The organism is Janthinobacterium pasteuri, assembly GCF_051380775.1.
Classification (GTDB): domain Bacteria; phylum Pseudomonadota; class Gammaproteobacteria; order Burkholderiales; family Burkholderiaceae_D; genus Janthinobacterium.
This window is the reverse complement of sequence record NZ_JBNYXS010000008.1, coordinates 64,361-83,919: the sequence shown is the minus strand read 5'-3', so window position 1 is coordinate 83,919 and position 19,559 is coordinate 64,361. Positions and strand designations below refer to the sequence as shown.

Sequence of the window (19,559 nt, the reverse complement as noted above, 5' to 3'; positions counted from 1 at the left end):
GTCGCACGCTATTTAAGCGGCAAATCTACCGCTGACCTTGCGCAGATTTTAGGAGTTACTACACGTCGCGTACGTCAGATGCTGCAGCAAATACGCGAAAAGGGAACCATCCCGAAACGACTTCAATTTTGCCTTAGAGTTTGCTTGCTGTAGATGATCAACAGCGCCTGTTCTCGTCATCACAAAAGTTCTTCGCCGGTTCAGGTCAGTCTAGTGGCCGCCCTGAAAAATGAGTCAAGCCAAATGGATGGGGCGACGTTTGCCGCGCCATCTCCGAATATGGAAAACGGGTTTTGCGCCAGCAATGAGCTGTTTTTGTAGGTAGTGCGAAGCGGAGGACCGGAAGAGAATTGTGCTCGACTTTAGAAACCGGGTGGGGCGGGGGCAAGCGCGGAAAGGCGTTTGGGTATTGACTGCGCGTCAGGGGCGACGTCGATACGGAACAGTATTCTTGGGCTGGGGCAGTGCCCCGGCGTTGTCGGACATGTGCTGGACAATGTGGCGCTGACCATTGAGGTTGGCCTGTTGTTCGGCGCTCAAATTTCGAGGCGATGGATGGATCAGCAACAACCGCGAGCAGTACAACACCAGATGGCAAGTTCTCAATCTTGGCAGGGCTTCATGCCGCTTGACGTGGAACGGCGGACACATGTCGATACTGCATGTGCTGCTTACCACTTGGGGAGAAAACCGCAGACACTGCGGGTATGGGCGTCCGCCGAAAATGGACCTCTGCGACCGGTTCGGGTGAACGGCCGGCTGGCCTGGCCGGTAGAGGCTATCCGGCGCGTTCTTGGTGCTTGAGAGAAGGGCGTCGCACCTGTACATACGATGATTCGATAAGAGCCGTTTGGGCTCTTTGATCGCCTATGCATGGTGCGACAGGTCGCTGGCCCGTCTGGCTTGATTGATCAAGCCGGGTTACACAGGGGTTACATGGCGTCCAGAAAGCAAAAAGCCCAATCCTGAGGATTGGGCTAAGTGCTTGAATTTATTGGTGCCGACTGCCGGTTTCGAACTGGCCACCTGATGATTACAAATCAACTGCTCTACCAAATGAGCTAAGTCGGCAAAAACTGCGCGTTGCGAATTATACGCTATTTAATGCGTGTCAGGGTCGGGCGGCCGCCTTTTTTTGGTGGCTCGTCGTCGCCGGGCGTGGCGTTGTCGCGCTGTTCGGGGGAACTGGTCGGCACGGAGGACAGGGCCGGGGCGCTGGAGACCGGGGCGAGTACTGGTGGCGGTACGTCGGTCGAGGCGGGGCTGTCGGTCGGTTGCGCGTCGGGGTCATCGTTGCCTAGCACGGGCTCGAAGGCCATGCCCTGGCCGTTTTCGTTGGCGTAGATGGCCATCACGTTGTCGACCGGCACGTAGATTTCGCGCGAGACACCGCCAAAGCGGGCGTGGAAGCGGATGGCGTCGTTGTCCATCTTCAGGCCGCTGGTGGCGCCGAAGCTGATGTTGAGCACGATTTCGCCCTTTTTCACGTATTCCATCGGTACCGTGGTGCGCGAATCGACTTTGACCGCGAGATAAGGCGTGTAGCCGCTGTCGGTGCACCATTCGTAGATGGCGCGCAGCATATAAGGTTTGGTTGAGATTTCAGACATGATAGGCACTGTGAGGCGGGAGCGCCCCCCCGTCAGGCATGAGGCGGGCGCACCGGTAGTTCAATGAAACGATGGGACAACTAATTCAATAAAAGAGCAAAGAATGACAGTTGGCCCAAGATGCCCCGGCAAGCGTGGCTTGCCGGGAATATCTTAACGGCGCATGACCTTTTCGGAAGGAGTCAGCGCTTCGATGTACGCAGGACGCGAGAAGATGCGTTCAGCGTATTTCATCAGCGGCGCAGCCGTCTTCGACAGTTCGATGCCGTAGTGGTCCAGGCGCCACAGCAGCGGCGCGACAGCCACGTCGAGCATCGAGAATTCGTCGCCCAGCATGTACTTGTTTTTCAGGAACAGCGGCGCCAGGGTCGTCAGGCGGTCGCGGATTTCCGCGCGTGCCTTGTCGTGGGCCTTGTCGTTGCTCTTGGCGCGTTCGCTTTCCAGCACGTGCACGTGCACGAACAGTTCTTTTTCGAAATTGAACAGCATCAGGCGCGCGCGGGCACGCATCAGCGGATCGGCCGGCATCAGTTGCGGATGCGGGAAGCGCTCATCGATGTACTCGTTGATGATGTTCGATTCATACAGGATCAGTTCGCGCTCGACCAGGATAGGCACTTGGCCATACGGGTTCATGGTCGAGATGTCTTCCGGTTTGTTGAACAGGTCGACGTCGCGCACTTCGAAGTCCATGCCTTTTTCAAACAGGACCAGGCGGCAGCGTTGCGAAAATGGGCAGGTTGTACCCGAATAGAGAACCATCATTTTTTATAGTTCCTTAGAAACAAAGGGGGTGAAGCCGCGAACGGCTCACCCCAGGTCGCTTGTCCACTCATGCGGACAACGCAGAAACAGGCATAAACCGGCCTATGGCCGGCGCCTCACTTATTTGACTTCCTTCCAGAACGACGCGTTAAGGCGCCATGCCAGCAGAGCAAATACCGACAGGAACAGCAGCACCCACACGCCCAGGCGTTTGCGTGTTTGCTGTGCCGGTTCGGCCATCCACTCCATGTAGCCGACCAGGTCGGCTACCGCATTGTCATACTCGATCTTGTTTAACGTGCCTGGCTTGACCTGCTCGAAGCCGGCAAATTTGTGGATCTTCTTGCCAGCTTCGTGCGGATCATTTTCTTCCACGAACTTGGCAGTCTGGACACCTTGCAATTCCCATAATACATGCGGCATGGCAACATTCGGCAAGACCATGTTGTTCCAGCCGGTCGGCCGAGTGTCGTCTTTATAGAACGTACGCAGGTAAGTATACAGGTAGTCGCCGCCTGTGCCAGCGGAAGATGATTTCGCGCGCGAAATTACCGACAAATCCGGCGGTACGACGCCAAAGAAGGCCTTGGCATCCTGCGGTGCCAGGCTTGTTGTCATCAGGTCGCCTACTTTATCACCGGAGAACAACAGATTCTGCTTGATCTGGACTTCCGTCAAGCCCAGGTCGCGCAGGCGGTTGTAACGCATCGACACGGCGGCGTGGCAATTCAGGCAATAATTGACGAACAATTTGGCGCCATGTTGCAGCGCTGCCATGTTGGTCTGGCGGTCAGGTGCCTTGTCCAGCGGAAAGCCGCCTTCGCTGGCGAGAGCCATGACAGGCACGAAGGCCAGGATGGCGAGCAGTTTTTTTGAAAATTTCATGTAAGGTCCTTTGAGCGTGGCGTGAGAGCGGCTTAGTGCGGGTGAAACGTCACACGCGACGGCACGGTCTTGAACTTGCCCATTGCACTCCACCATGGCATCAGCAGGAAAAAGCTGAAGTAAATCAGTGTGCACACTTGCGACACGATGGTTTTCGTATCCGTTGGCGCCTGGGTACCGAGGTAGCCCAGGATCAGGAACGACAGGCCGAAGATGGCGTACACATATTTGTGCCAGTCCGGACGGTAGCGGATCGATTTCACGGGCGAATGATCTAACCATGGCAGGAAGGCCAGGATCACGACGGAACCGCCAAAGAACACCACGCCCCAGAATTTCGCGTCCAGCACCTGCGGCAGCATGCCGATGATGGCGACGATGGCGATGCCGGCGATGGCCGACTTGACGGTCGTCGGCAGGCGCGACTTGAGCCAGATAAACACCACGTAGGCGGCCACGACACCCATCAGCACGTACATGAAGTCGGCCGTGGTGGCACGCAGTACCGAGTAGAACGGCGTGAAGTACCAGGTTGGCGCGATGTGCAGCGGGGTTTTCAGCGAATCGCCGGGCAGGAAGTTGTTGTATTCCAGGAAGTATCCGCCCATTTCCGGCGCGAAGAACACGACGGCGCTGAAAATGACGAGGAAGATCGACACGCCGAACAGATCGTGCACGGTGTAGTAAGGATGCGAAGGAATCGAATCGAGCGGGTGGCCATCGGCGCCCAGGTTTTCCTTCACTTCGATGCCGTCCGGGTTGCTGGAGCCGACTTCATGCAGGGCGATCAAGTGCGCTGCAACCAAGCCCAGCAATACGAGCGGGATGGCGATCACGTGGAAGGCGAAGAAGCGGTTCAGGGTCGCGTCGGAAACAACGTAGTCGCCGCGTATCCACAGCGACAGGTCAGGGCCGATGAAGGGGATGGCACCAAACAGGTTGACGATCACTTGTGCGCCCCAGTACGACATCTGGCCCCATGGCAGCAGGTAGCCGAAGAATGCTTCTGCCATCAGGCACAGGAAGATGGCGAAACCGAACAGCCAGATCAACTCACGTGGCTTGCGGTACGAGCCGTACAGCAGGGCGCGCGTCATGTGCAGGTAGACGATGATGAAGAAGGCCGAGGCGCCCGTCGAGTGCATGTAGCGCACCAGCCAGCCCCACGGTACTTCGCGCATGATGTACTCGACGGAATTGAAGGCCAGGGCCGCATCCGGTTTGTAGTGCATGGTCAGGAAGATGCCGGTGACGATCTGCAAGACCAGCACCAGCATGGCCAGCGAGCCGAAGATGTACCAGAAATTGAAGTTTTTCGGGGCGTAGTACTTGCCCCATTGGTCATTCCACAGCTTGGTCAGGGGAAAGCGGTCATCGACCCAGCCCAGCGCTTTTTCGGCGACGGGAGCGTCTGCCGGGAATTTCGTTTCTTTAAAAGCAGCCATGATCAAGCCTCGCCTTTCTCGTCTTTACCTATCAGCAATTTGGTGTCGCTCAGGTACATATGGCGCGGCACTTGCAGGTTGTCCGGCGCCGGCTTGTTCTTGAACACGCGGCCTGCCATGTCGAAGGTGGAGCCGTGGCAAGGGCACAGGAAGCCGCCTTCCCAGTCATCGGGCAGCGACGGTTGCGGGCCGGGGGTAAATTTCGAGGAAGGGGAGCAGCCCAGGTGGGTGCAGATGCCGACGGCGACGAGAATTTCAGGCTTGATCGAGCGTGCCTCGTTCATGCAGTACGGTGGCGTAAATTCGTCGGGGTTGCGTTGGGACTTGGCATCGGCGACCTTGCCATCGGTTTGTTTGAGCGACGCGATCATTTCCGGCGTGCGCTTCAGAATCCAGACCGGCTTGCCGCGCCATTCGACGGTGCGCATTTCGCCGGGTTGCAAGGTGGTGATGTCTACTTCGACCGGCGCGCCAGCCGCTTTCGCGCGCTCCGACGGCTGGAAGGTGCTTACCAAGGCTCCTGCGGTTGCCAATCCAACTACACTGCCCGCCGCGCACGTGGCGACGAGCAAGCCGCGACGGCCTGAATCGACCTGCTTTTCGTTACTCATGCAAACCCCAATCAGTCAAAATGCGAATCTTTATTATGAGTGGCAGCCGCGAAAAACCCGTCGCCGAAGCTCTTTCCCACTGATTGCCGCAACCCGCATCTTTGTACGGTAAAGTGGCAACATCCCTGCGGAACTTCGGCCAATGGCGCAGCCCGTGCCAGTTTCTTGTTGATTATCCGGAAGTGAAAAAGCCACTTCTGGCAACCGCAAATTATAAGTGAAGCAAACAACGAATAGAACAAAAACGTTGCTTGTACCATAATTTATATACTTTTGCAGGAGGTGGCTAGTTCTTTCGAACTAGATGCGCCCGGCTGTGCCCGAATTGGTCCTGCCGACAACCATAAGTTGGTGGCACCGGGAATCAATAGTATGATCGGCATGTTTTTTATACATATCCGAAGGAGAAATTCATGGCAATGATGACGGAATTTAAAGAATTTGCAATGAAAGGCAACGTCGTCGATCTGGCGGTCGGTGTCATTATCGGCGGCGCCTTCGGCAAGATTGTCGATTCCCTGGTGCAAGACGTGATCATGCCGCCTATCGGCCGCATTTTCGGCGGCCTCGATTTCGCCAATTACTATCTGCCCCTGAACGGCCAGGCCACGACGATGACCCTGGTGGAAGCGAAAAAGGCGGGCGCCGTGCTGGCCTACGGTAACTTCCTGACCATTTTGCTCAACTTTGTCATTCTTGCCTTCATCATCTTCCAGATGGTGCGCCTGATGAACAAGGCCCGCCGCAGCGAACCGGTCGCGCCGGCCCCGGCGCCGGCCACGCCGGAAGACATCGTGCTGCTGCGTGAAATCCGCGACTCCCTGCAGCAGAACGCACGCAACAGCAACAATCTGGCAAAATAAGTCGTTCCGGCAATGGCCGGCTGACCTGGGCAGAGAACGCTATGCGACGATTCTGGTTATTGTTTGCACAAACCGTGACCATCGCGTTGGCGCTGTACTTTGTGTACGGCGCGCTGCGCCCGGCCAGCCGGGTACAGCAACTGGGCTCTGCTGCGAAACCGGTGCCCGTGGTGGAAACGGCGTCCAGCAGCCTGGCGCCCGGTTCCTACCGCGACGCGGCGGCGCGCGCCATGCCCGCCGTCGTCAATATCCTCACTCTGCAAGTGCCCAGGCGCGGCGCCCATCCTCTGGCGCGCGATCCCTTCTTCAAACGTTTCTTCGGCGACCGCGACCCGGACGGCGAGGATGACGAGAACTTGAAAAACAGCCTCGGTTCGGGCGTCATCGTCAGCCATGAAGGCTATGTTCTCACCAACAACCACGTGGTGGAAGCCGCCGACGAAATCGAAGTGGTGCTCACCGATGGCCGCAAGGCGCCGGCCAAGGTCGTGGGCCTGGATCCCGAAACGGACCTGGCCGTGATCAAGATCGACCTCGACAAACTGCCCGTCATCGTGCTGGGCCAGTCGGAACTGGCGCGCGTGGGCGACGTGGTGCTGGCCATCGGCAACCCGTTCGGCGTGGGCCAGACGGTGACCATGGGCATCATCTCCGCCCTGGGCCGCAACAATCTGCATATCAACAGCTTTGAAAACTTCATCCAGACGGATGCGGCCATCAACTTCGGCAACTCGGGCGGCGCCCTGGTCGATACGCGCGGCAACTTGATCGGCATCAACACGGCGATCTATTCGCAAAGCGGCGGCTCGGTCGGCATCGGCTTCGCCATTCCCGTCTCGACGGCCAAGACGGTGATGGAAGCCATCATCAAGGATGGCCACGTGGTGCGCGGCTGGATCGGCGTGGAAACGCAGGACATCACGCCCGAGCTGGCGCAAAGCTTCGGCTTGCAGCGCTCAAGCGGGGCCATCATTGCCGGTGTGGTGCGCAACGGGCCGGCCGACAAGGCAGGCATCGTGCCTGGCGACATCCTGCTGACGGTGGAAGGCAAGCCCGTGGGCGACACGACGGAAATGCTGAACCTGATCGCCCAACTGCCGCCCGGCGGAAAAGCTAAAATGACGGTGCTGCGCAAGAATCGCGAAGCGGCGCTCGACGTGATGGTGGGCAAGCGCCCCCTCCCGAAAGAGCTTTCCAAATAGTTGCTGATCGGAATTTGACACATGCATGTGCGTGATTTGACCCAATTTTTACGTGAACTGAGCGACAACAACAACCGTCCCTGGTTTGTCATGAACAAGCCCCGCTACGACATCCTGCGCGAAGAATTCCTCGCGCTGGTGACGTCACTCATTGCTGAACTCGGCAAGTTCGATCCGGCCGTGAAGTACTGCAATCCGAAGAAGGCCTTATTTCGCATCAACCGCGACGTGCGTTTTGCGCACGACAAGAGCCCGTATAAAACGCGTTTTTCGGCCGCCATCGCGCCGAATGACATGCGCCGTCCCAGCAAGGCGGGCGGCCCCACGTATTATCTGCAGATCGATGGTCAGGGTAACTTGTTGTTCGGCGCCGGCGAATACATGCCGCCACCGGGTCGCTTGAAGGCGCTGCGCGAACACATGGTCAACGACGCGCCAGGTTTTTCCAAAGTGCTGAAAAATAAGCGCTTGAAGGCGCGTTTCGGCACCATCCAGAACGAGGGCAAGTTGCAGCGCCCGCCCAAGGGTTTCGAGGCGGATGTCGAACATATCGAATTCATCAAGCTGAAGAGCTTTTTTGTCTGGACCGAAGTGCCGCTGCCCGTGAACGAACCGGAAAAACTGCTGCTGACCCTGGCGGAAGGCTTGCAGGATGCGTGGCCGCTGGTCGAGTGGATGCGCGGCGCGAAAGAGCCGGAGGAAGTCCCCGAGTAATTGCTGAAGGAGCACATGATGGCATTGGAGCACGCAAGTTCAGGGCAGGTGATCGAGGTGCTGCGCAGGAATGGCGACGACTTGTCGCAGTTTTCCGCCATCGCGCTGGCCAAGACGGACGAACTGGGATTGATCCGCATGTGCATGCCCAAGGGCAAGATCATGCCCGAGCATCATGTGCTTGGTGAAATCACCCTGCTGTGCCTGCAAGGGCAAGTGGCGGTGACGGCGCATGGCGGGGAGCAGTTGCTGGGGCCGGGGCAGATGCTGTACCTGCACGGCGGCCAGGCGCATGCGCTGGCCGCGCGCGAAGACAGTCTGGTGCTGCTGACGATATTGATGGCCAAGGCGGGGCGCTAGGGACACCTAACCAAACCTACTGCGCGGCGCGGGTCGCGGCCTCCGATGCTCACTGACTCGGCGTCCCCGTGCATTCGCACAGTTCCGCTTCTCAGCCACAACTCACTGCCGCTCGCGACGGTTTTGTTAGGCGTTATTACTCGTACACGTGGTCAGGCCGCCTCGGCGCGCGGATCGCGCGACAGCAGCTGCTGCACCATCACGTGCGGCACGTCGCCATCGAACAGCACGCCGGCTACCGCGTTGGTGATCGGCATGTCGACGCCCATGCGGCGTGCCAGTTCGCGCACGGCTTTCGCGCAGGGTACGCCTTCGGCCACATGACCGAGTTCGGCCACGATGGTTGCCAGCGCCTTGCCTTGCGCCAGGCCCAGTCCGACCCGGCGGTTGCGCGACAGGTCGCCCGTGCACGTCAGGATCAAATCGCCCATGCCCGTCAAGCCCATGAACGTTTCCGTCTGGCCCCCCAGAGCCGTGCCCAGGCGCGTGATTTCCGCCAGGCCACGCGTGATCAGTGCGGCGCGCGCATTCAAGCCCAGGCCCAGGCCGTCAGCGACGCCGGTGGCAATCGCCAGCACGTTCTTGACGGCGCCGCCCACTTCCACGCCCACCAGGTCTTCGCTCGCATACACGCGGATGGTGCCGCCATGCAAGGCCGAGACGACGGCGCCGCGCAAGGCGGCACTGTGCGAGGCGATGGTCAGCGCGCACGGCAGGCCGCGCGCCACTTCCTGTGCGAACGAGGGGCCGGACAGGGCGCCGCCGGCGACCATGTCGCCCAGCACTTCCTGCACGATCTGGTGCGGCAGCAGGCCCGTGCCGCCTTCAAAGCCTTTACAGAGCCACACCAGGTTGCCGATGGCCTTGTCTTTCAGTTGCAGCAGCAGGGGCCGCAGGCCTGCCACGGGACAGGCAGCGATCAAGAGGCCCCGTTCGCCGCTGGCATGCGCGACGGCGGCGTCGAAATCGGCGCCTATGCGCAGCTGCGGCGGCAAAGTAAAACCGGGCAGATAGCTGTTTTCGCCGCTGGCGGCCATGGCGGCCATGGCATCGCTATTGCGGCCCCACAGCAGCACGTCGTGGCGGCTGGCCAAAGCCATGGCCACGGCAGTGCCCCAGGCGCCGGCACCCAGGATGGTGATCTTGCGGACGGCGGGAATCATATCGGGAGTGACTTCAGGAGAAACTTGCATGCAACCTCAACGGGGCAGGGGGAACGGGCGCGGTGCTTACAGGCCCCACACTTCGCTGGTCTTGACGTAGCCGCTCTGGCCTTCCTTGTGCCGCACCTTGACCCAGCCGGAGCTGGGCTGCTCGCTCATTTCCAGCAGCACGCCCTTGTCGACGAGGATGATGGGCGAGGCGGTGTCGTCGGGGCTGGCGCGTACCTTCAGGTTCGCGGCGCGCGCCACGACGGTGCGCTTGGCCGACAGGCCCTTGGCTTCGGTCCAGGCCATTTCGCCGCTGGCATCGCGGACCTTGACCCAATCGCCGTAGCTGAGCACGACTTCCAGCGGCATGCCGCGTGGCGCCACATACAGCTTGCCGCCCTTGGCGGACGGCGCGTCGTACAGGATCACGGGGGCGGCTCCCACCGTCTTGAAATCGACGGCGTGGCTGGCGGCGGTGGCCAGCAGCAGCACGGCGCCGGCCATCCAGCGGAACTTGCTCAAGAGCGCACTATTCAACATGATATTTTTTGAACCTTAACGAAACACGGCGGCCAGGCCGCCGTTTCTTAGCTGCAGTATAGAGCACTCACAAAACCGTCGCGAGGGGCAGTGCATTGTGGCCGAGAAGCGCAGCTGTGCTAGAGCACAGCGAGCATCGCGGCTTGCCAGGCGCGCCGCGCAGCAGGTTTGGTGAGATGTTCTTAGTGCGTTTCGCTGGCTGCTGGTGCTGCGGCAGCGGCGTCAGCAATAGCTTGCAGACGTTGTTGGTAGAACACTTCGAAGTTGATCTCGGCCAGGTGCACTGGCGGGAAGCCTGCACGGGTGATCACGTCGGCGATGTTGGCGCGCAGGTAAGGGTAGATGATGTTCGGGCAGCCGATTCCCAGCAGCGGATCGAGTTGATCGGCAGGAATGTTGCGTGCTTCGAAGATACCGGCTTGCTTGCCTTCTACCAGGAAAGCGACCTTATCGCCGACTTTGGCGGTCACGGTGATGGTCACGGTGGCTTCGAAGATGCCGTCGGCCAGAGGCGCAGCGCCCACGTCCAGAGCGACTTCGATGGCTGGTGCTTCTTGTTCCAGGAAAATAGCTGGGGAATTTGGTTGTTCCAGCGACATGTCTTTCAGGTAGACGCGTTGGATTTGGAAGACTGGTTGCAGATTTTCGTCAGACATGGAACGCTTTCGTTGTAAAGGACAAGAACGGCACACCGTTCAGATATGGTACTTGCGGTATTCAAACCGCGCCGGATAGGCGCGGCCAGATCAGGTGCGAGGCAATTGTATCAAAACAATACGACAAAAAACCAAGCAATTTCTCGAACCCGCTTTATATCAGGCTGCCGTGCCATTTAACAAGGGGTCGAGCTTGCCAGCTTGATCGAGCGCATACAAATCGTCGAATCCGCCCACGTGGGTGTCGCCCACATAGATTTGCGGCACCGTGCGGCGGCCCGTGCGTTCCATCATCTTGATGCGCTCTTCCGGGTCGAGGTCGACGCGGATCTTTTGCACGGTCACGCCCTTGGCTTCCAACAAGCGCTCGGCGCGCACGCAATAAGGGCACACGGCGGTGCTATACACAATTACTGGGACGGTCATGATGATTCCTTCAGTTAAAAACACCGAACCAAACCTGCTGCGCGTCGTGATTTGCGGTCTGCGATGCTCACTGTGCCTTCGCACAGTTGCGCTTCTCAACCACAACTCCCATCCGCTCGCTACGGTTTTGTTGGGTGTTGTAATACGGACTTATTTGGCCAGCGACAAGGTTTTCAATGGCAAACCTTGCTTTTTCCATTCGTCGAGTCCGCCTTCCAGGCTCGTTGCCTCAGCGAAACCGGCTTTACCCAGCAGGCCGACTGCCGTTGCCGAACGCGAACCTTTCTGGCAAACCACTACAATGGGGCGCGTTTTGAATTTTTCCAGCTCGCCCAGGCGTTTTGCCAGTTCCGGCAGCGGCATGTTTTTCGCGTCAGGCAAGTGGCCCGTGGCGAAATCTTCCGCGCTGCGCACGTCGACGATGATGGTCTTGCCACGGTTGATCAGTTGCGTGACTTCCAGCACGGTCGCGCGCTTGCCGCGCATCGACAGCAATGGCCAGAGGAGGGCGCCGCCGGAAATAATGACGATGGCAAACAGAAAAATGTGGTCGATAATGAATTTCACGTAGGGTCCAATGGTTTAAGTCAATCCGCGCATTATAAAATAGAAGCTGGACGAGGTCTTTTTACGTTTTGCTTTTTTGATTTGAACCCCTTGAGAAGATAGAACTATGTACAAAATCGTTTTCATGCGTCATGGCGAGTCCACCTGGAACCTCGATAACCGCTTCACTGGCTGGACCGACGTCGATCTGACGGAAAAGGGCGTCAACGAAGCCAAGGCCGCCGGCCAGATCCTCAAGCAGGAAGGTTTTACGTTCGACGTGGCCTACACTTCCGTCCTGAAGCGCGCCATCCGTACCCTGTGGCTGGCGCTCGACGAGATGGACATGATGTATTTGCCGATCAAGAACGACTGGCGCTTGAACGAGCGCCACTACGGCGCCCTGCAAGGCCTGGACAAGGGAGAGACGGCCGCCAAGTATGGCGACGAGCAAGTACTGGTATGGCGCCGCAGCTACGACACGCCGCCGCCGCCGCTGGAAGCGAACGACGACCGCGCCTCATACAACGACCCGCGCTATGCCGGCTTGCCGAAAGCATCGATTCCGCTGACCGAATGCCTGAAGGACACCGTGGCGCGCGTGATGCCAGCCTGGGATGAAGAAATCGCCCCGGCCATCCGCGCTGGCAAGAAAATCATCATTTCGGCCCACGGCAACAGCCTGCGCGCGCTGATCAAGATGCTCGATGGCATCAGCGACAGCGATATCGTGGGCCTGAACATTCCGAACGGCCAGCCGCTCGTGTATGAACTGGATGCCGACCTGAAACCGATTCGCCATTACTACCTGGGCGACCCGGCAGCGATTGCGGCAGCGCAAGCGGCCGTGGCGAACCAAGGGAAGGCCAAGTAACTTGTTGTCTTTCTTCCGCGGCACAGCGATCGCCCCCTCTGCTGAACGACCCCTGCCGGCGTGGCGCGCCGGCGCCATGCTGTGCGCAGCGCTGCTGTTGTCGAGCGGTGCCGCACAGGGTGCCAAGCCCACCGAACGCAGCAAGCAGAAAGCGGCTGCGGAAGCACAACGTGCTGGATTGCAACAAAAGCTGACGGCGCTCAAGCGCGACATCAGCCGCACGGAAAGCGCCAAGGATGACGCGGCCGATACTCTGGCCGAATCGGAAGAGGCCATTTCCAACGCCAACCGCGCCTTGCGCGACCTGGCACAGGAGCAAAGCGCGACGGGTGTGAAACTCAATGCGCTGGGGCAGGAGCACCAGCAACTGACGGCCACCGTCGAGAAACAGAAAACGCAGCTGTCAAAGTTGCTGCGTGAACAATATGTCGCCGGCAACGAAGACCGCATCAAGCTGCTCTTGTCGGGTGACAACCCGAACCGCATCAACCGCGACTTGCAACTGATGGCGTATGTGTCACAGGCGCAGGCGCGCCTGCTGGAAGCCTTGCGCGCCAACTTGCTGGCGGTCGAGAAAAACCAGGCGGACGTGCAGAACGCCAAGGATGAGCTGGAAGAAATCGCGCAGGAAGAGCGCGACCAGAAGGCCCTGCTGGTGCAGGAAAAGGCGCGCCGCGCCGCCCTGCTGACGAGCTTGTCGCAACGCCTGGTGGCGCAGCGCAAGGAAGTGGGCAATGTCGAGCGCGACGAACAGCGCATGGGCAACCTGGTCGACAAGCTGGCGAAACTGATCGAAGAGCAGGCTGCTGCTGCCGCGGCCGAAAAGAAACGCCAGCAATTGCTGGCCGAGCAGCGCGCCGCCGCGAAAGCGGCCGCCGATGCCAAGATCGCGGCGGAAAAACGCGAACGCCTGCTGGCCGCGCGCGCCAAGGCCGCCCAGGCGCAGGCCGAACGCGAACGCCTGGCGAAAGAGCAACAAAACAAATCGGGCAAGATCAAGCCGCAGACGCCGCCACCGCCGCCTGTGAAACTGGAACCGATCGATGAAGACGAGCCGCCGCAAGTAGCCAAGGTGGCGCCCAAGCCCGAGCCCAAGCCGGAACCGGAGCCGGAGCCGGAACGCCCGAGCCTGGGCCCGGCCGCGCCGGCCGGCGCCTTTGCCAGCATGAAAGGGCAGTTGCGCGCGCCCGTGGCGGGCAAGATCGCCGCCCGCTTCGGCAGCAAGCGCGGTGACGGCCCCAGCTGGAAGGGCGTGTTCATCCGCACGGGCGAAGGCAGCGAGATCCACGCCATCGCCGGCGGCCGCGTGGTGTTTTCCGACTGGCTGCGCGGCTTCGGCAATTTGATCATCGTCGACCATGGCGGCCAGTACATGAGTATTTATGGCAATAACCAATCCTTGCTGAAACGGGTGGGCGATGCCGTCAAGGGCGGCGACGCCATTGCCAGCGCGGGCAACAGCGGCGGCAACGAGGAATCAGGGCTATACTTTGAATTGCGCCATCAGGGCCGCGCCTTCGACCCCGCCACCTGGGTGAAGTTTTAAGTTCCCCAGCGAATTTGTAGATTGCGAAGAATACATGGGTATTAAAGTCAAAAGTATCGGCCTGATTGGTCTGGGCGTCCTGGCCGGTATCGGCATGTCGCTGCAGTTCCCGGCCGTGGCGCAGAAAATCACGAATGCCCCGCTGCCGCTCGACGAGCTGCGCCAGCTGTCCGACGTCTTCGGTCTGATCAAGTCCGATTATGTCGAGAAGGTGGAAGACAAGAAACTCCTGACGGAAGCCATTTCCGGCATGGTGTCGTCGCTGGACCCGCATTCTGTCTACCTCGACAAGAATGCCTTCAAGGAAATGCGCGAAAGCGTGCAGGGCAAGTTTGTCGGCATCGGCATCGAAGTGAGCATGGAAGACGGCTACGTGAAAGTCGTCTCGCCCATCGAGGACAGCCCCGCCGCCAAGGCCGGTATCCTGGCGGGCGACCTGATCACCCGTCTCGACAATATCCCGCTGAAAGGCTTGCAGCTGGAGGACGTCATCAAGAAGATGCGCGGCCAGCCCGGCAGCAAGCTGGTGCTGACCATGTCGCGCAAGGGCGAAAGCAAGCCGTTGGTCTTCCCCATCGTGCGCGAGGAAATCCGCGTGCAAAGCGTGAAGGCCAAGATGGTCGCGCCTGGCTATGCCTGGCTGCGCATCGCCCAGTTCCAGGAACCGACCGTCGATGACATGGTCAAAAAGATCAACGCGCTGTATGCGCAAGACCCCAAGCTCAAGGGCATGGTGCTGGACTTGCGCAACGATCCCGGTGGCGTCGTGCCGGGCGCCATCGGCGTGGCGACAGCATTCCTTCCGGGTAATTCCGTGATCGTTTCCACCAAGGGCCAGTTGCCGGAATCGAAACAAGTGTTTTATGGCCGCCGCGAATTCTATGCGCCACCGGGCGCCAAGGCTGACCCGCTGGCCAAGCTGCCGGCCGCGCTGAAAACCGTGCCGCTGGTGGTGCTGGTCAATGCCGGTTCCGCGTCCGCCTCGGAAATCGTCGCCGGCGCCTTGCAGGATTACCAGCGCGCCACCGTCATCGGCACGCAGACGTTCGGCAAGGGTTCCGTGCAAACCTTGCGCCAGATCACCGCCGACACGGCCGTCAAGCTGACCACGGCCCGCTACTACACGCCGAAAGGCCGCGCCATCCAGGCGCGCGGCATCGTGCCCGACTTGCTGGTCGATGAAACGGCCGAAGGCGATGGCTGGAACAGCCTGCGCGTGCGCGAGGCGGACCTGGAAAAACACTTGAGCAGCAACGATGGCAAGCCGGAAGCGGCCAAGCCGACCATGGAAGGCATGCAGGATCAACTGGAAGAAGAGCAGCGCCTGATCGCCACGGCGAAAAAGCGCAAGCCGCTCGAATACGGCGCCAAGGATGACTTCCAGCTGCAACAAGCCTTGAACCACTTCCAGGGCTTGCCGGTGCAGCTGGCCAAGGTCGACGCGAAGGGCGAGAAGATCGGCGCCAAGCCGGAAATTGCTTCCGACATCAAGGCGGACGACAAGAAAATCCCTGTGCAAAAACCGTAGTCGTGGCCATGAACGACCATCAGCTGCTGCGCTATTCGCGCCATATCCTGCTAGACGAGATCGGCATCGAAGGCCAGCAAGCCTTGCTCGACGCGCATGTGCTGGTGATCGGTGCGGGCGGGCTCGGCTCGCCGGCCGCCATGTATTTGGCCGCCAGCGGTGTCGGCAAGCTGACCCTGGTCGATGACGATACGGTCGACCTGACCAACCTGCAGCGCCAGATCGCCCACACGACGGCCCGCGTGGGCCAGCCGAAAGTGGCATCGGCGCGCGAAACCTTGACTGGCATCAATCCCGAGATTGACATCGTCGCCTTGCAAGAGCGCCTCGACGGTGCGCGCCTGGCCGAACTGGTCTGCTCCAGCACGGTGGTGCTCGACTGCACCGACAACTTCGCCACGCGCCACGCCGTCAACCGCGCCTGCGTGGCGGCCAGGGTGCCGCTGGTGTCGGGCGCCGTGATCCGTTTCGACGGGCAAGTGAGCGTCTTCGACCCGCGCACCGGCACGCAGCCGTGCTATTCCTGCCTGTTTCCGCACGAGCAGCAGTTCACGGATGAGGCGTGCTCGACCATGGGCGTGTTCGCGCCGCTGGTGGGCGTGGTGGGCGCCATGCAGGCGGCCGAGGCGCTGAAACTCATCATGGGCGTCGGGGAATCACTGGCGGGACGGCTGTTGCTGCTCGATGGCTTGCACATGGAATGGAGCAGCATGCAGGTGGCGCGCGACCCCGGCTGCGCCGTTTGCGGTGACGTGGTCTTGCCGCTCTGAGAAGCCGCGCAGAAATTTTTCCCCATATGACAGGCTTTGTCATATTTCCGCTTTATACTCTGCACTCATTACTCACCTTCTTCTCTCTTTCTTATGCAAAACGCAGCAAACCATCCGACCCGCCAGCGCCGCGCGCGCGGTTTCACCTTGATCGAAATCATGGTCGTGGTGGTGATCATGGGCATCCTCGCTTCGCTGGTGGTGCCCAAGCTGATCGCCCGCACGGGCGAGTCGAAAGTGGCGGCGGCGAAAGTCGACATCGCCACCGTGATGCAAGCCTTGAAACTGTATCGCCTGGATAACCAGCGCTACCCGACCACCGAGCAGGGCTTGCAGGCGCTGATCGAAAAACCCACCACGGGACCGGCCGCGAATGGCTGGAAGGCGGGTGGCTACCTGGAAAAGATGCCGAAAGATCCATGGGGTAACCCATACCAGTACCTGTCGCCGGGCGTGAAAGGCGAAGTCGACCTGATTTCGCTGGGCGCCGACGGCCAGCCAGGCGGTAGCGGCGACGATGCCGATATCGGCTCCTGGGAACTGTAAGTTTTCCATTGCATGCCTGCCATGACCACCGGTCGCCAGCTGCACCAGCGCGGCTTCACGCTGATCGAATTGCTGGTGGTGATGGTCATCATCGGGGTGACCCTGGGCCTGGTGTCGCTGAACGCCATGCCGAATGGCCAGCAAGCCTTGCAAAAGGAAGCCGAGCGCATCGCCCTGCTGCTGCAGCTGGCGCGCGATGAAGCCATCGTGCGCAGCCGGCAGGTGGCGTTCGAGGCGGACGAAAATCAATACCGTTTCCTGGTGCTCAATGAAAAGCTGTGGCAACCCGTGACGCAGGACGATTTGTTGCGCGAGCGCGCGTTTGCCAACACGCCCATGCTGCTCAGCGTGCAGCCGTCGAACAGCGTGGCCCAGCCACTGCGCATCATCTTCGGCCGCGAACCGGTCGACAAGCCTTTCGTGCTGACCCTGGCCAGCGGCGAGCGCAGCGTGGCCATCCGCGCCGACGGCATCGGCCACTTCACGGTCGAGCAATGATGCGGCGCTCATTTCGCCGCCACCCGCGCGGCTTCACTTTGCTGGAAGTACTGGTGGCCCTGGTCATCGTCGGCACGGCCCTGGGCGCCTCGCTGCGCGCCGTGGGCAGCCTGACGCAGAACAGCGATGGCTTGCGCAGCGCCATGATGGCCACCTGGTCGGCGGAAAACCATCTGGTGCGGCTGCGCCTGGCGAAAACCTTCCCGCAGACGGGCAAGCGCACGGTCGACTGCCCACAGGGCGATTTAAAACTCATCTGTGAAGAGGAGGTGGTGGCCACGCCGAATCCCCGCATCCGGCAAGTGCGCGTCAACGTGTACGACGTGCAATACCCGGCCCGGCGCATCGTGCGTCTGGTTTTACTGGCGTTCAACGACTGATGGCGCGCCGCAATCACTGCGCCGCGGGCTTCACCCTGATCGAGCTGCTCGTGGCGATCGGCATCCTGGCCATGGTCGCCGTGCTGGGCTGGCGTGGCCTGGACAGCATCATGCGTTCGCGCGAAGTGCTGACCAGCCAGCTGGAGCAGGCGCGTGGCATGCAACTGGCGTTTGCCCAGATGCAAAGCGATTGCGACCACCTGGCCGGTGCCGGCCAGGGCAATACCCTGCTGAATGGCCGCACCAACCTGAGCGCCGAGACCGACCGCCTGACCCTGGTGCGCCTGGCCGCGTCGGAGCAGGAGTCGCAGCAGTTGCAAGTGGTCACTTACCGTCTGCGCGGCGGCGTGCTGACACGGCGCGAGTCGAATGGCACGCGCGACCTGGCCGTGCTCGACACCCTGTGGCAGGCGGCGCGCGACGATACCGTTACCTCCAACGCCGACGTGGCCCTGATGCGCGGCGTCGACAGCATGGTCATGCGCGGCTGGAGCAATGGCGCCTGGAATGTGCTGACGGCCGGCGCCACCATCTCCACGCAAGTGCCGGGCCTGGAAGTGACCTTGCAAATGCCGGGGCAGGATGCGGGCCTGTCCAAAGTCTTCCTATTGGGGCCGGGATGAAGCCCGTCAAGTTCCCTGCGCGCCAGCGTGGCGTAGCCGTCATCACAGCCCTGCTGCTGACGGCGCTGGCCATCACGGTCGTCGCCAGCCTGTTCTGGCAGCAGCAGGTGCAGGTGCGTTCGATGGAAAACCAGCGTTTGCGCCTGCAGACGCAGTGGGCCATGCGCGGCATGGTCGACTTCGCCCGCTTCTGGTTGCGCCAGGAATGTCTTTCGAATCCTAATAATTTTCTGACAACTGCGGACGGGATCTGGGCCACGCCCATCGAGGAAGCGCGGCTGGACGATTATGTGGACCGCGAAAAAGTCGACACGGAAAAGTTCGACGCCACCGTCTCGGGCCGCGCGCTTGATGCGCAGGCGCGGTTTAATATTATCAACCTGGCCATCGTCACCGCCGCGGGCGAGGTCGTGGTCAGTCAGCCCAACGTGCAGGCCTACCAGCGGCTGCTGGCCAACTTGCGGCTCGATAGTTCCCTGGCGCAGGCCACGGCCGATGCCGTGGTGCGCACGTGGCCGAAACTGCGTGCCCCCGATGGCAAGACCCCGGCCAACAGTACGGGCGGCGGCAGCGAACCGGTGGCGTTCACGCAGGTCGATGATTTGCTGGCCGTGCCCGGCTATACGCCGCAAGCCATCGAGAAGCTGCGCGACTTTATCATCGTGCTGCCGAAACTGAATGTGGGGGACATGACGGCGGTGAACGTGAATACGGCGTCGCCCGAGGTGCTGGCGGCCATTACCGACATGTCGGTATCTGAGGCAAGTGCACTGACCTTGAGTAATCCACGTAAAAAGTTTGTCGATGGACCAGATTTCCGAAATAATATCAAGCTCAATAACAAGGCGGTAATTGCTGGCGTGGAAGTCGATGTGAAAAGCCGCTATTTCCTCACCGTCATCCGAGTGCGGCTGGACCGCGCGGCCCTCGATGCCGTGGCGCTCGTTAATCGAAAAACGGATCCGAAGTGCACCACCAGCCTGGTCTGGTTGCGGGAAAATTAACAGCTGAAAGCGAGTC

Annotated in this window: 23 protein-coding genes and 1 tRNA gene; 13 read left to right on the top strand and 11 right to left on the bottom strand. The window is 60.5% G+C overall.

The annotated features are described in order from the left end of the window. Positions 1-995: 995 nt before the first annotated feature. From ACQ4WN_RS10630 to petA, 6 genes are all read right to left on the bottom strand, one after another. A tRNA-Thr gene (locus tag ACQ4WN_RS10630) sits at positions 996-1,071 on the bottom strand. A gap of 26 nt (positions 1,072-1,097) precedes the next feature. Next, complete coding sequence (locus tag ACQ4WN_RS10625) at positions 1,098-1,610, bottom strand: ClpXP protease specificity-enhancing factor (RefSeq protein WP_436551506.1); 513 nt, start codon at positions 1,608-1,610, stop codon at positions 1,098-1,100. 153 nt (positions 1,611-1,763) lie between these two features. After that, positions 1,764-2,375: a glutathione S-transferase N-terminal domain-containing protein gene (locus ACQ4WN_RS10620; RefSeq protein ID WP_010394154.1), complete on the bottom strand. Its 612-nt coding sequence runs from the start codon at positions 2,373-2,375 to the stop codon at positions 1,764-1,766. 120 nt (positions 2,376-2,495) lie between these two features. Continuing rightward, positions 2,496-3,260 carry a cytochrome c1 gene (locus tag ACQ4WN_RS10615; RefSeq protein ID WP_436551505.1) on the bottom strand — a complete coding sequence of 255 codons (765 nt, stop codon included), beginning with the start codon at positions 3,258-3,260 and terminating at the stop codon, positions 2,496-2,498. A gap of 32 nt (positions 3,261-3,292) precedes the next feature. Next, on the bottom strand, positions 3,293-4,705 hold the full coding sequence (locus tag ACQ4WN_RS10610; RefSeq protein WP_436551504.1) for a cytochrome b: 1,413 nt from the start codon (positions 4,703-4,705) through the stop codon (positions 3,293-3,295). Positions 4,706-4,707: 2 nt separating this feature from the next. Further along, positions 4,708-5,316 carry a ubiquinol-cytochrome c reductase iron-sulfur subunit gene (petA, locus tag ACQ4WN_RS10605; protein ID WP_096233250.1) on the bottom strand — a complete coding sequence of 203 codons (609 nt, stop codon included), beginning with the start codon at positions 5,314-5,316 and terminating at the stop codon, positions 4,708-4,710. 413 nt (positions 5,317-5,729) lie between these two features. Here petA and mscL point away from each other — a divergent pair, with 413 nt between their 5' ends. Genes mscL through ACQ4WN_RS10585 form a run of 4 tightly spaced genes read left to right on the top strand, consistent with a single transcriptional unit; the run spans position 5,730 to position 8,455 of the window. Beyond that, complete coding sequence (mscL, locus tag ACQ4WN_RS10600) at positions 5,730-6,179, top strand: large conductance mechanosensitive channel protein MscL (RefSeq protein ID WP_436551503.1); 450 nt, start codon at positions 5,730-5,732, stop codon at positions 6,177-6,179. Positions 6,180-6,220: 41 nt separating this feature from the next. Then, complete coding sequence (locus ACQ4WN_RS10595; protein WP_436551502.1) at positions 6,221-7,381, top strand: Do family serine endopeptidase; 1,161 nt, start codon at positions 6,221-6,223, stop codon at positions 7,379-7,381. A 21-nt stretch (positions 7,382-7,402) separates the two neighbouring features. Further along, positions 7,403-8,095 (top strand): DUF2461 domain-containing protein, encoded by a 693-nt coding sequence (locus tag ACQ4WN_RS10590; protein ID WP_436551501.1) that lies wholly within the window; start codon positions 7,403-7,405, stop codon positions 8,093-8,095. 15 nt (positions 8,096-8,110) lie between these two features. Next, a complete protein-coding gene (locus ACQ4WN_RS10585) occupies positions 8,111-8,455 on the top strand; it encodes a cupin domain-containing protein (protein WP_436551500.1) in 345 nt (114 codons plus the stop codon). Positions 8,456-8,607: 152 nt separating this feature from the next. On the opposite strand, the gene ACQ4WN_RS10580 is transcribed toward ACQ4WN_RS10585, so the two are convergent. The 5 genes from ACQ4WN_RS10580 to ACQ4WN_RS10560 form a co-directional block, all read right to left on the bottom strand. Then, a complete protein-coding gene (locus ACQ4WN_RS10580) occupies positions 8,608-9,648 on the bottom strand; it encodes an NAD(P)H-dependent glycerol-3-phosphate dehydrogenase (protein WP_436551499.1) in 1,041 nt (346 codons plus the stop codon). A 36-nt stretch (positions 9,649-9,684) separates the two neighbouring features. Further along, positions 9,685-10,146 (bottom strand): SH3 domain-containing protein, encoded by a 462-nt coding sequence (locus ACQ4WN_RS10575; RefSeq protein WP_436551498.1) that lies wholly within the window; start codon positions 10,144-10,146, stop codon positions 9,685-9,687. Positions 10,147-10,328: 182 nt separating this feature from the next. Continuing rightward, the gene (secB, locus tag ACQ4WN_RS10570) at positions 10,329-10,802 is read right to left on the bottom strand and encodes a protein-export chaperone SecB (protein ID WP_010394167.1); all 474 of its coding nucleotides are present in this window, start codon (positions 10,800-10,802) and stop codon (positions 10,329-10,331) included. Between the two features lie 159 nt (positions 10,803-10,961). After that, complete coding sequence (gene grxC / locus ACQ4WN_RS10565) at positions 10,962-11,228, bottom strand: glutaredoxin 3 (RefSeq protein WP_034783579.1); 267 nt, start codon at positions 11,226-11,228, stop codon at positions 10,962-10,964. Positions 11,229-11,378: 150 nt separating this feature from the next. Beyond that, positions 11,379-11,795, bottom strand: coding sequence for a rhodanese-like domain-containing protein (locus ACQ4WN_RS10560; RefSeq protein ID WP_436551497.1), 417 nt, complete (start codon positions 11,793-11,795; stop codon positions 11,379-11,381). 106 nt (positions 11,796-11,901) lie between these two features. Between ACQ4WN_RS10560 and gpmA the strand changes: the two genes are divergently transcribed. The 9 genes from gpmA to gspK all read left to right on the top strand — a co-directional run bounded on the left by gpmA (position 11,902) and on the right by gspK (position 19,543). Next, on the top strand, positions 11,902-12,648 hold the full coding sequence (gene gpmA / locus ACQ4WN_RS10555; protein WP_070220895.1) for a 2,3-diphosphoglycerate-dependent phosphoglycerate mutase: 747 nt from the start codon (positions 11,902-11,904) through the stop codon (positions 12,646-12,648). Between the two features lie 76 nt (positions 12,649-12,724). Continuing rightward, complete coding sequence (locus tag ACQ4WN_RS10550; protein WP_436551614.1) at positions 12,725-14,194, top strand: murein hydrolase activator EnvC family protein; 1,470 nt, start codon at positions 12,725-12,727, stop codon at positions 14,192-14,194. Between the two features lie 34 nt (positions 14,195-14,228). Continuing rightward, on the top strand, positions 14,229-15,722 hold the full coding sequence (locus ACQ4WN_RS10545) for a S41 family peptidase (RefSeq protein WP_436551496.1): 1,494 nt from the start codon (positions 14,229-14,231) through the stop codon (positions 15,720-15,722). An 8-nt stretch (positions 15,723-15,730) separates the two neighbouring features. After that, positions 15,731-16,492: a HesA/MoeB/ThiF family protein gene (locus tag ACQ4WN_RS10540; RefSeq protein WP_436551495.1), complete on the top strand. Its 762-nt coding sequence runs from the start codon at positions 15,731-15,733 to the stop codon at positions 16,490-16,492. A 93-nt stretch (positions 16,493-16,585) separates the two neighbouring features. Next, complete coding sequence (gene gspG / locus ACQ4WN_RS10535) at positions 16,586-17,038, top strand: type II secretion system major pseudopilin GspG (RefSeq protein ID WP_436551494.1); 453 nt, start codon at positions 16,586-16,588, stop codon at positions 17,036-17,038. 12 nt (positions 17,039-17,050) lie between these two features. Next, entirely contained in the window at positions 17,051-17,536 is a 486-nt protein-coding gene (gspH, locus tag ACQ4WN_RS10530; RefSeq protein ID WP_436551493.1) for a type II secretion system minor pseudopilin GspH, read from the top strand. Beyond that, positions 17,536-17,916 carry a type II secretion system minor pseudopilin GspI gene (gene gspI, locus ACQ4WN_RS10525; RefSeq protein ID WP_289950767.1) on the top strand — a complete coding sequence of 127 codons (381 nt, stop codon included), beginning with the start codon at positions 17,536-17,538 and terminating at the stop codon, positions 17,914-17,916. The genes gspH and gspI overlap by 1 nt, the downstream gene beginning before the upstream one ends. Further along, positions 17,916-18,539, top strand: a complete 624-nt coding sequence (locus ACQ4WN_RS10520; RefSeq protein WP_436551492.1) for a PulJ/GspJ family protein — start codon at positions 17,916-17,918, stop codon at positions 18,537-18,539. The genes gspI and ACQ4WN_RS10520 overlap by 1 nt, the downstream gene beginning before the upstream one ends. Continuing rightward, a complete protein-coding gene (gspK, locus tag ACQ4WN_RS10515; protein WP_436551491.1) occupies positions 18,536-19,543 on the top strand; it encodes a type II secretion system minor pseudopilin GspK in 1,008 nt (335 codons plus the stop codon). The genes ACQ4WN_RS10520 and gspK overlap by 4 nt, the downstream gene beginning before the upstream one ends. Positions 19,544-19,559 lie beyond the last annotated feature (16 nt).

Bases quoted from the DNA above. Each gene is read 5' to 3' on its own strand.
- ACQ4WN_RS10625 (WP_436551506.1), bottom strand. From the start codon at position 1,610: ATGTCTGAAATCTCAACCAAACCTTATATGCTGCGCGCCATCTACGAA.
- ACQ4WN_RS10620 (WP_010394154.1), bottom strand. From the start codon at position 2,375: ATGATGGTTCTCTATTCGGGTACAACCTGCCCATTTTCGCAACGCTGC.
- ACQ4WN_RS10615 (WP_436551505.1), bottom strand. From the start codon at position 3,260: ATGAAATTTTCAAAAAAACTGCTCGCCATCCTGGCCTTCGTGCCTGTC.
- ACQ4WN_RS10610 (WP_436551504.1), bottom strand. From the start codon at position 4,705: ATGGCTGCTTTTAAAGAAACGAAATTCCCGGCAGACGCTCCCGTCGCC.
- petA (WP_096233250.1), bottom strand. From the start codon at position 5,316: ATGAGTAACGAAAAGCAGGTCGATTCAGGCCGTCGCGGCTTGCTCGTC.
- mscL (WP_436551503.1), top strand. From the start codon at position 5,730: ATGGCAATGATGACGGAATTTAAAGAATTTGCAATGAAAGGCAACGTC.
- ACQ4WN_RS10595 (WP_436551502.1), top strand. From the start codon at position 6,221: ATGCGACGATTCTGGTTATTGTTTGCACAAACCGTGACCATCGCGTTG.
- ACQ4WN_RS10590 (WP_436551501.1), top strand. From the start codon at position 7,403: ATGCATGTGCGTGATTTGACCCAATTTTTACGTGAACTGAGCGACAAC.
- ACQ4WN_RS10585 (WP_436551500.1), top strand. From the start codon at position 8,111: ATGATGGCATTGGAGCACGCAAGTTCAGGGCAGGTGATCGAGGTGCTG.
- ACQ4WN_RS10580 (WP_436551499.1), bottom strand. From the start codon at position 9,648: ATGCAAGTTTCTCCTGAAGTCACTCCCGATATGATTCCCGCCGTCCGC.
- ACQ4WN_RS10575 (WP_436551498.1), bottom strand. From the start codon at position 10,146: ATGTTGAATAGTGCGCTCTTGAGCAAGTTCCGCTGGATGGCCGGCGCC.
- secB (WP_010394167.1), bottom strand. From the start codon at position 10,802: ATGTCTGACGAAAATCTGCAACCAGTCTTCCAAATCCAACGCGTCTAC.
- grxC (WP_034783579.1), bottom strand. From the start codon at position 11,228: ATGACCGTCCCAGTAATTGTGTATAGCACCGCCGTGTGCCCTTATTGC.
- gpmA (WP_070220895.1), top strand. From the start codon at position 11,902: ATGTACAAAATCGTTTTCATGCGTCATGGCGAGTCCACCTGGAACCTC.
- ACQ4WN_RS10550 (WP_436551614.1), top strand. From the start codon at position 12,725: ATGCTGTGCGCAGCGCTGCTGTTGTCGAGCGGTGCCGCACAGGGTGCC.
- ACQ4WN_RS10545 (WP_436551496.1), top strand. From the start codon at position 14,229: ATGGGTATTAAAGTCAAAAGTATCGGCCTGATTGGTCTGGGCGTCCTG.
- ACQ4WN_RS10540 (WP_436551495.1), top strand. From the start codon at position 15,731: ATGAACGACCATCAGCTGCTGCGCTATTCGCGCCATATCCTGCTAGAC.
- gspG (WP_436551494.1), top strand. From the start codon at position 16,586: ATGCAAAACGCAGCAAACCATCCGACCCGCCAGCGCCGCGCGCGCGGT.
- gspH (WP_436551493.1), top strand. From the start codon at position 17,051: ATGCCTGCCATGACCACCGGTCGCCAGCTGCACCAGCGCGGCTTCACG.
- gspI (WP_289950767.1), top strand. From the start codon at position 17,536: ATGCGGCGCTCATTTCGCCGCCACCCGCGCGGCTTCACTTTGCTGGAA.
- ACQ4WN_RS10520 (WP_436551492.1), top strand. From the start codon at position 17,916: ATGGCGCGCCGCAATCACTGCGCCGCGGGCTTCACCCTGATCGAGCTG.
- gspK (WP_436551491.1), top strand. From the start codon at position 18,536: ATGAAGCCCGTCAAGTTCCCTGCGCGCCAGCGTGGCGTAGCCGTCATC.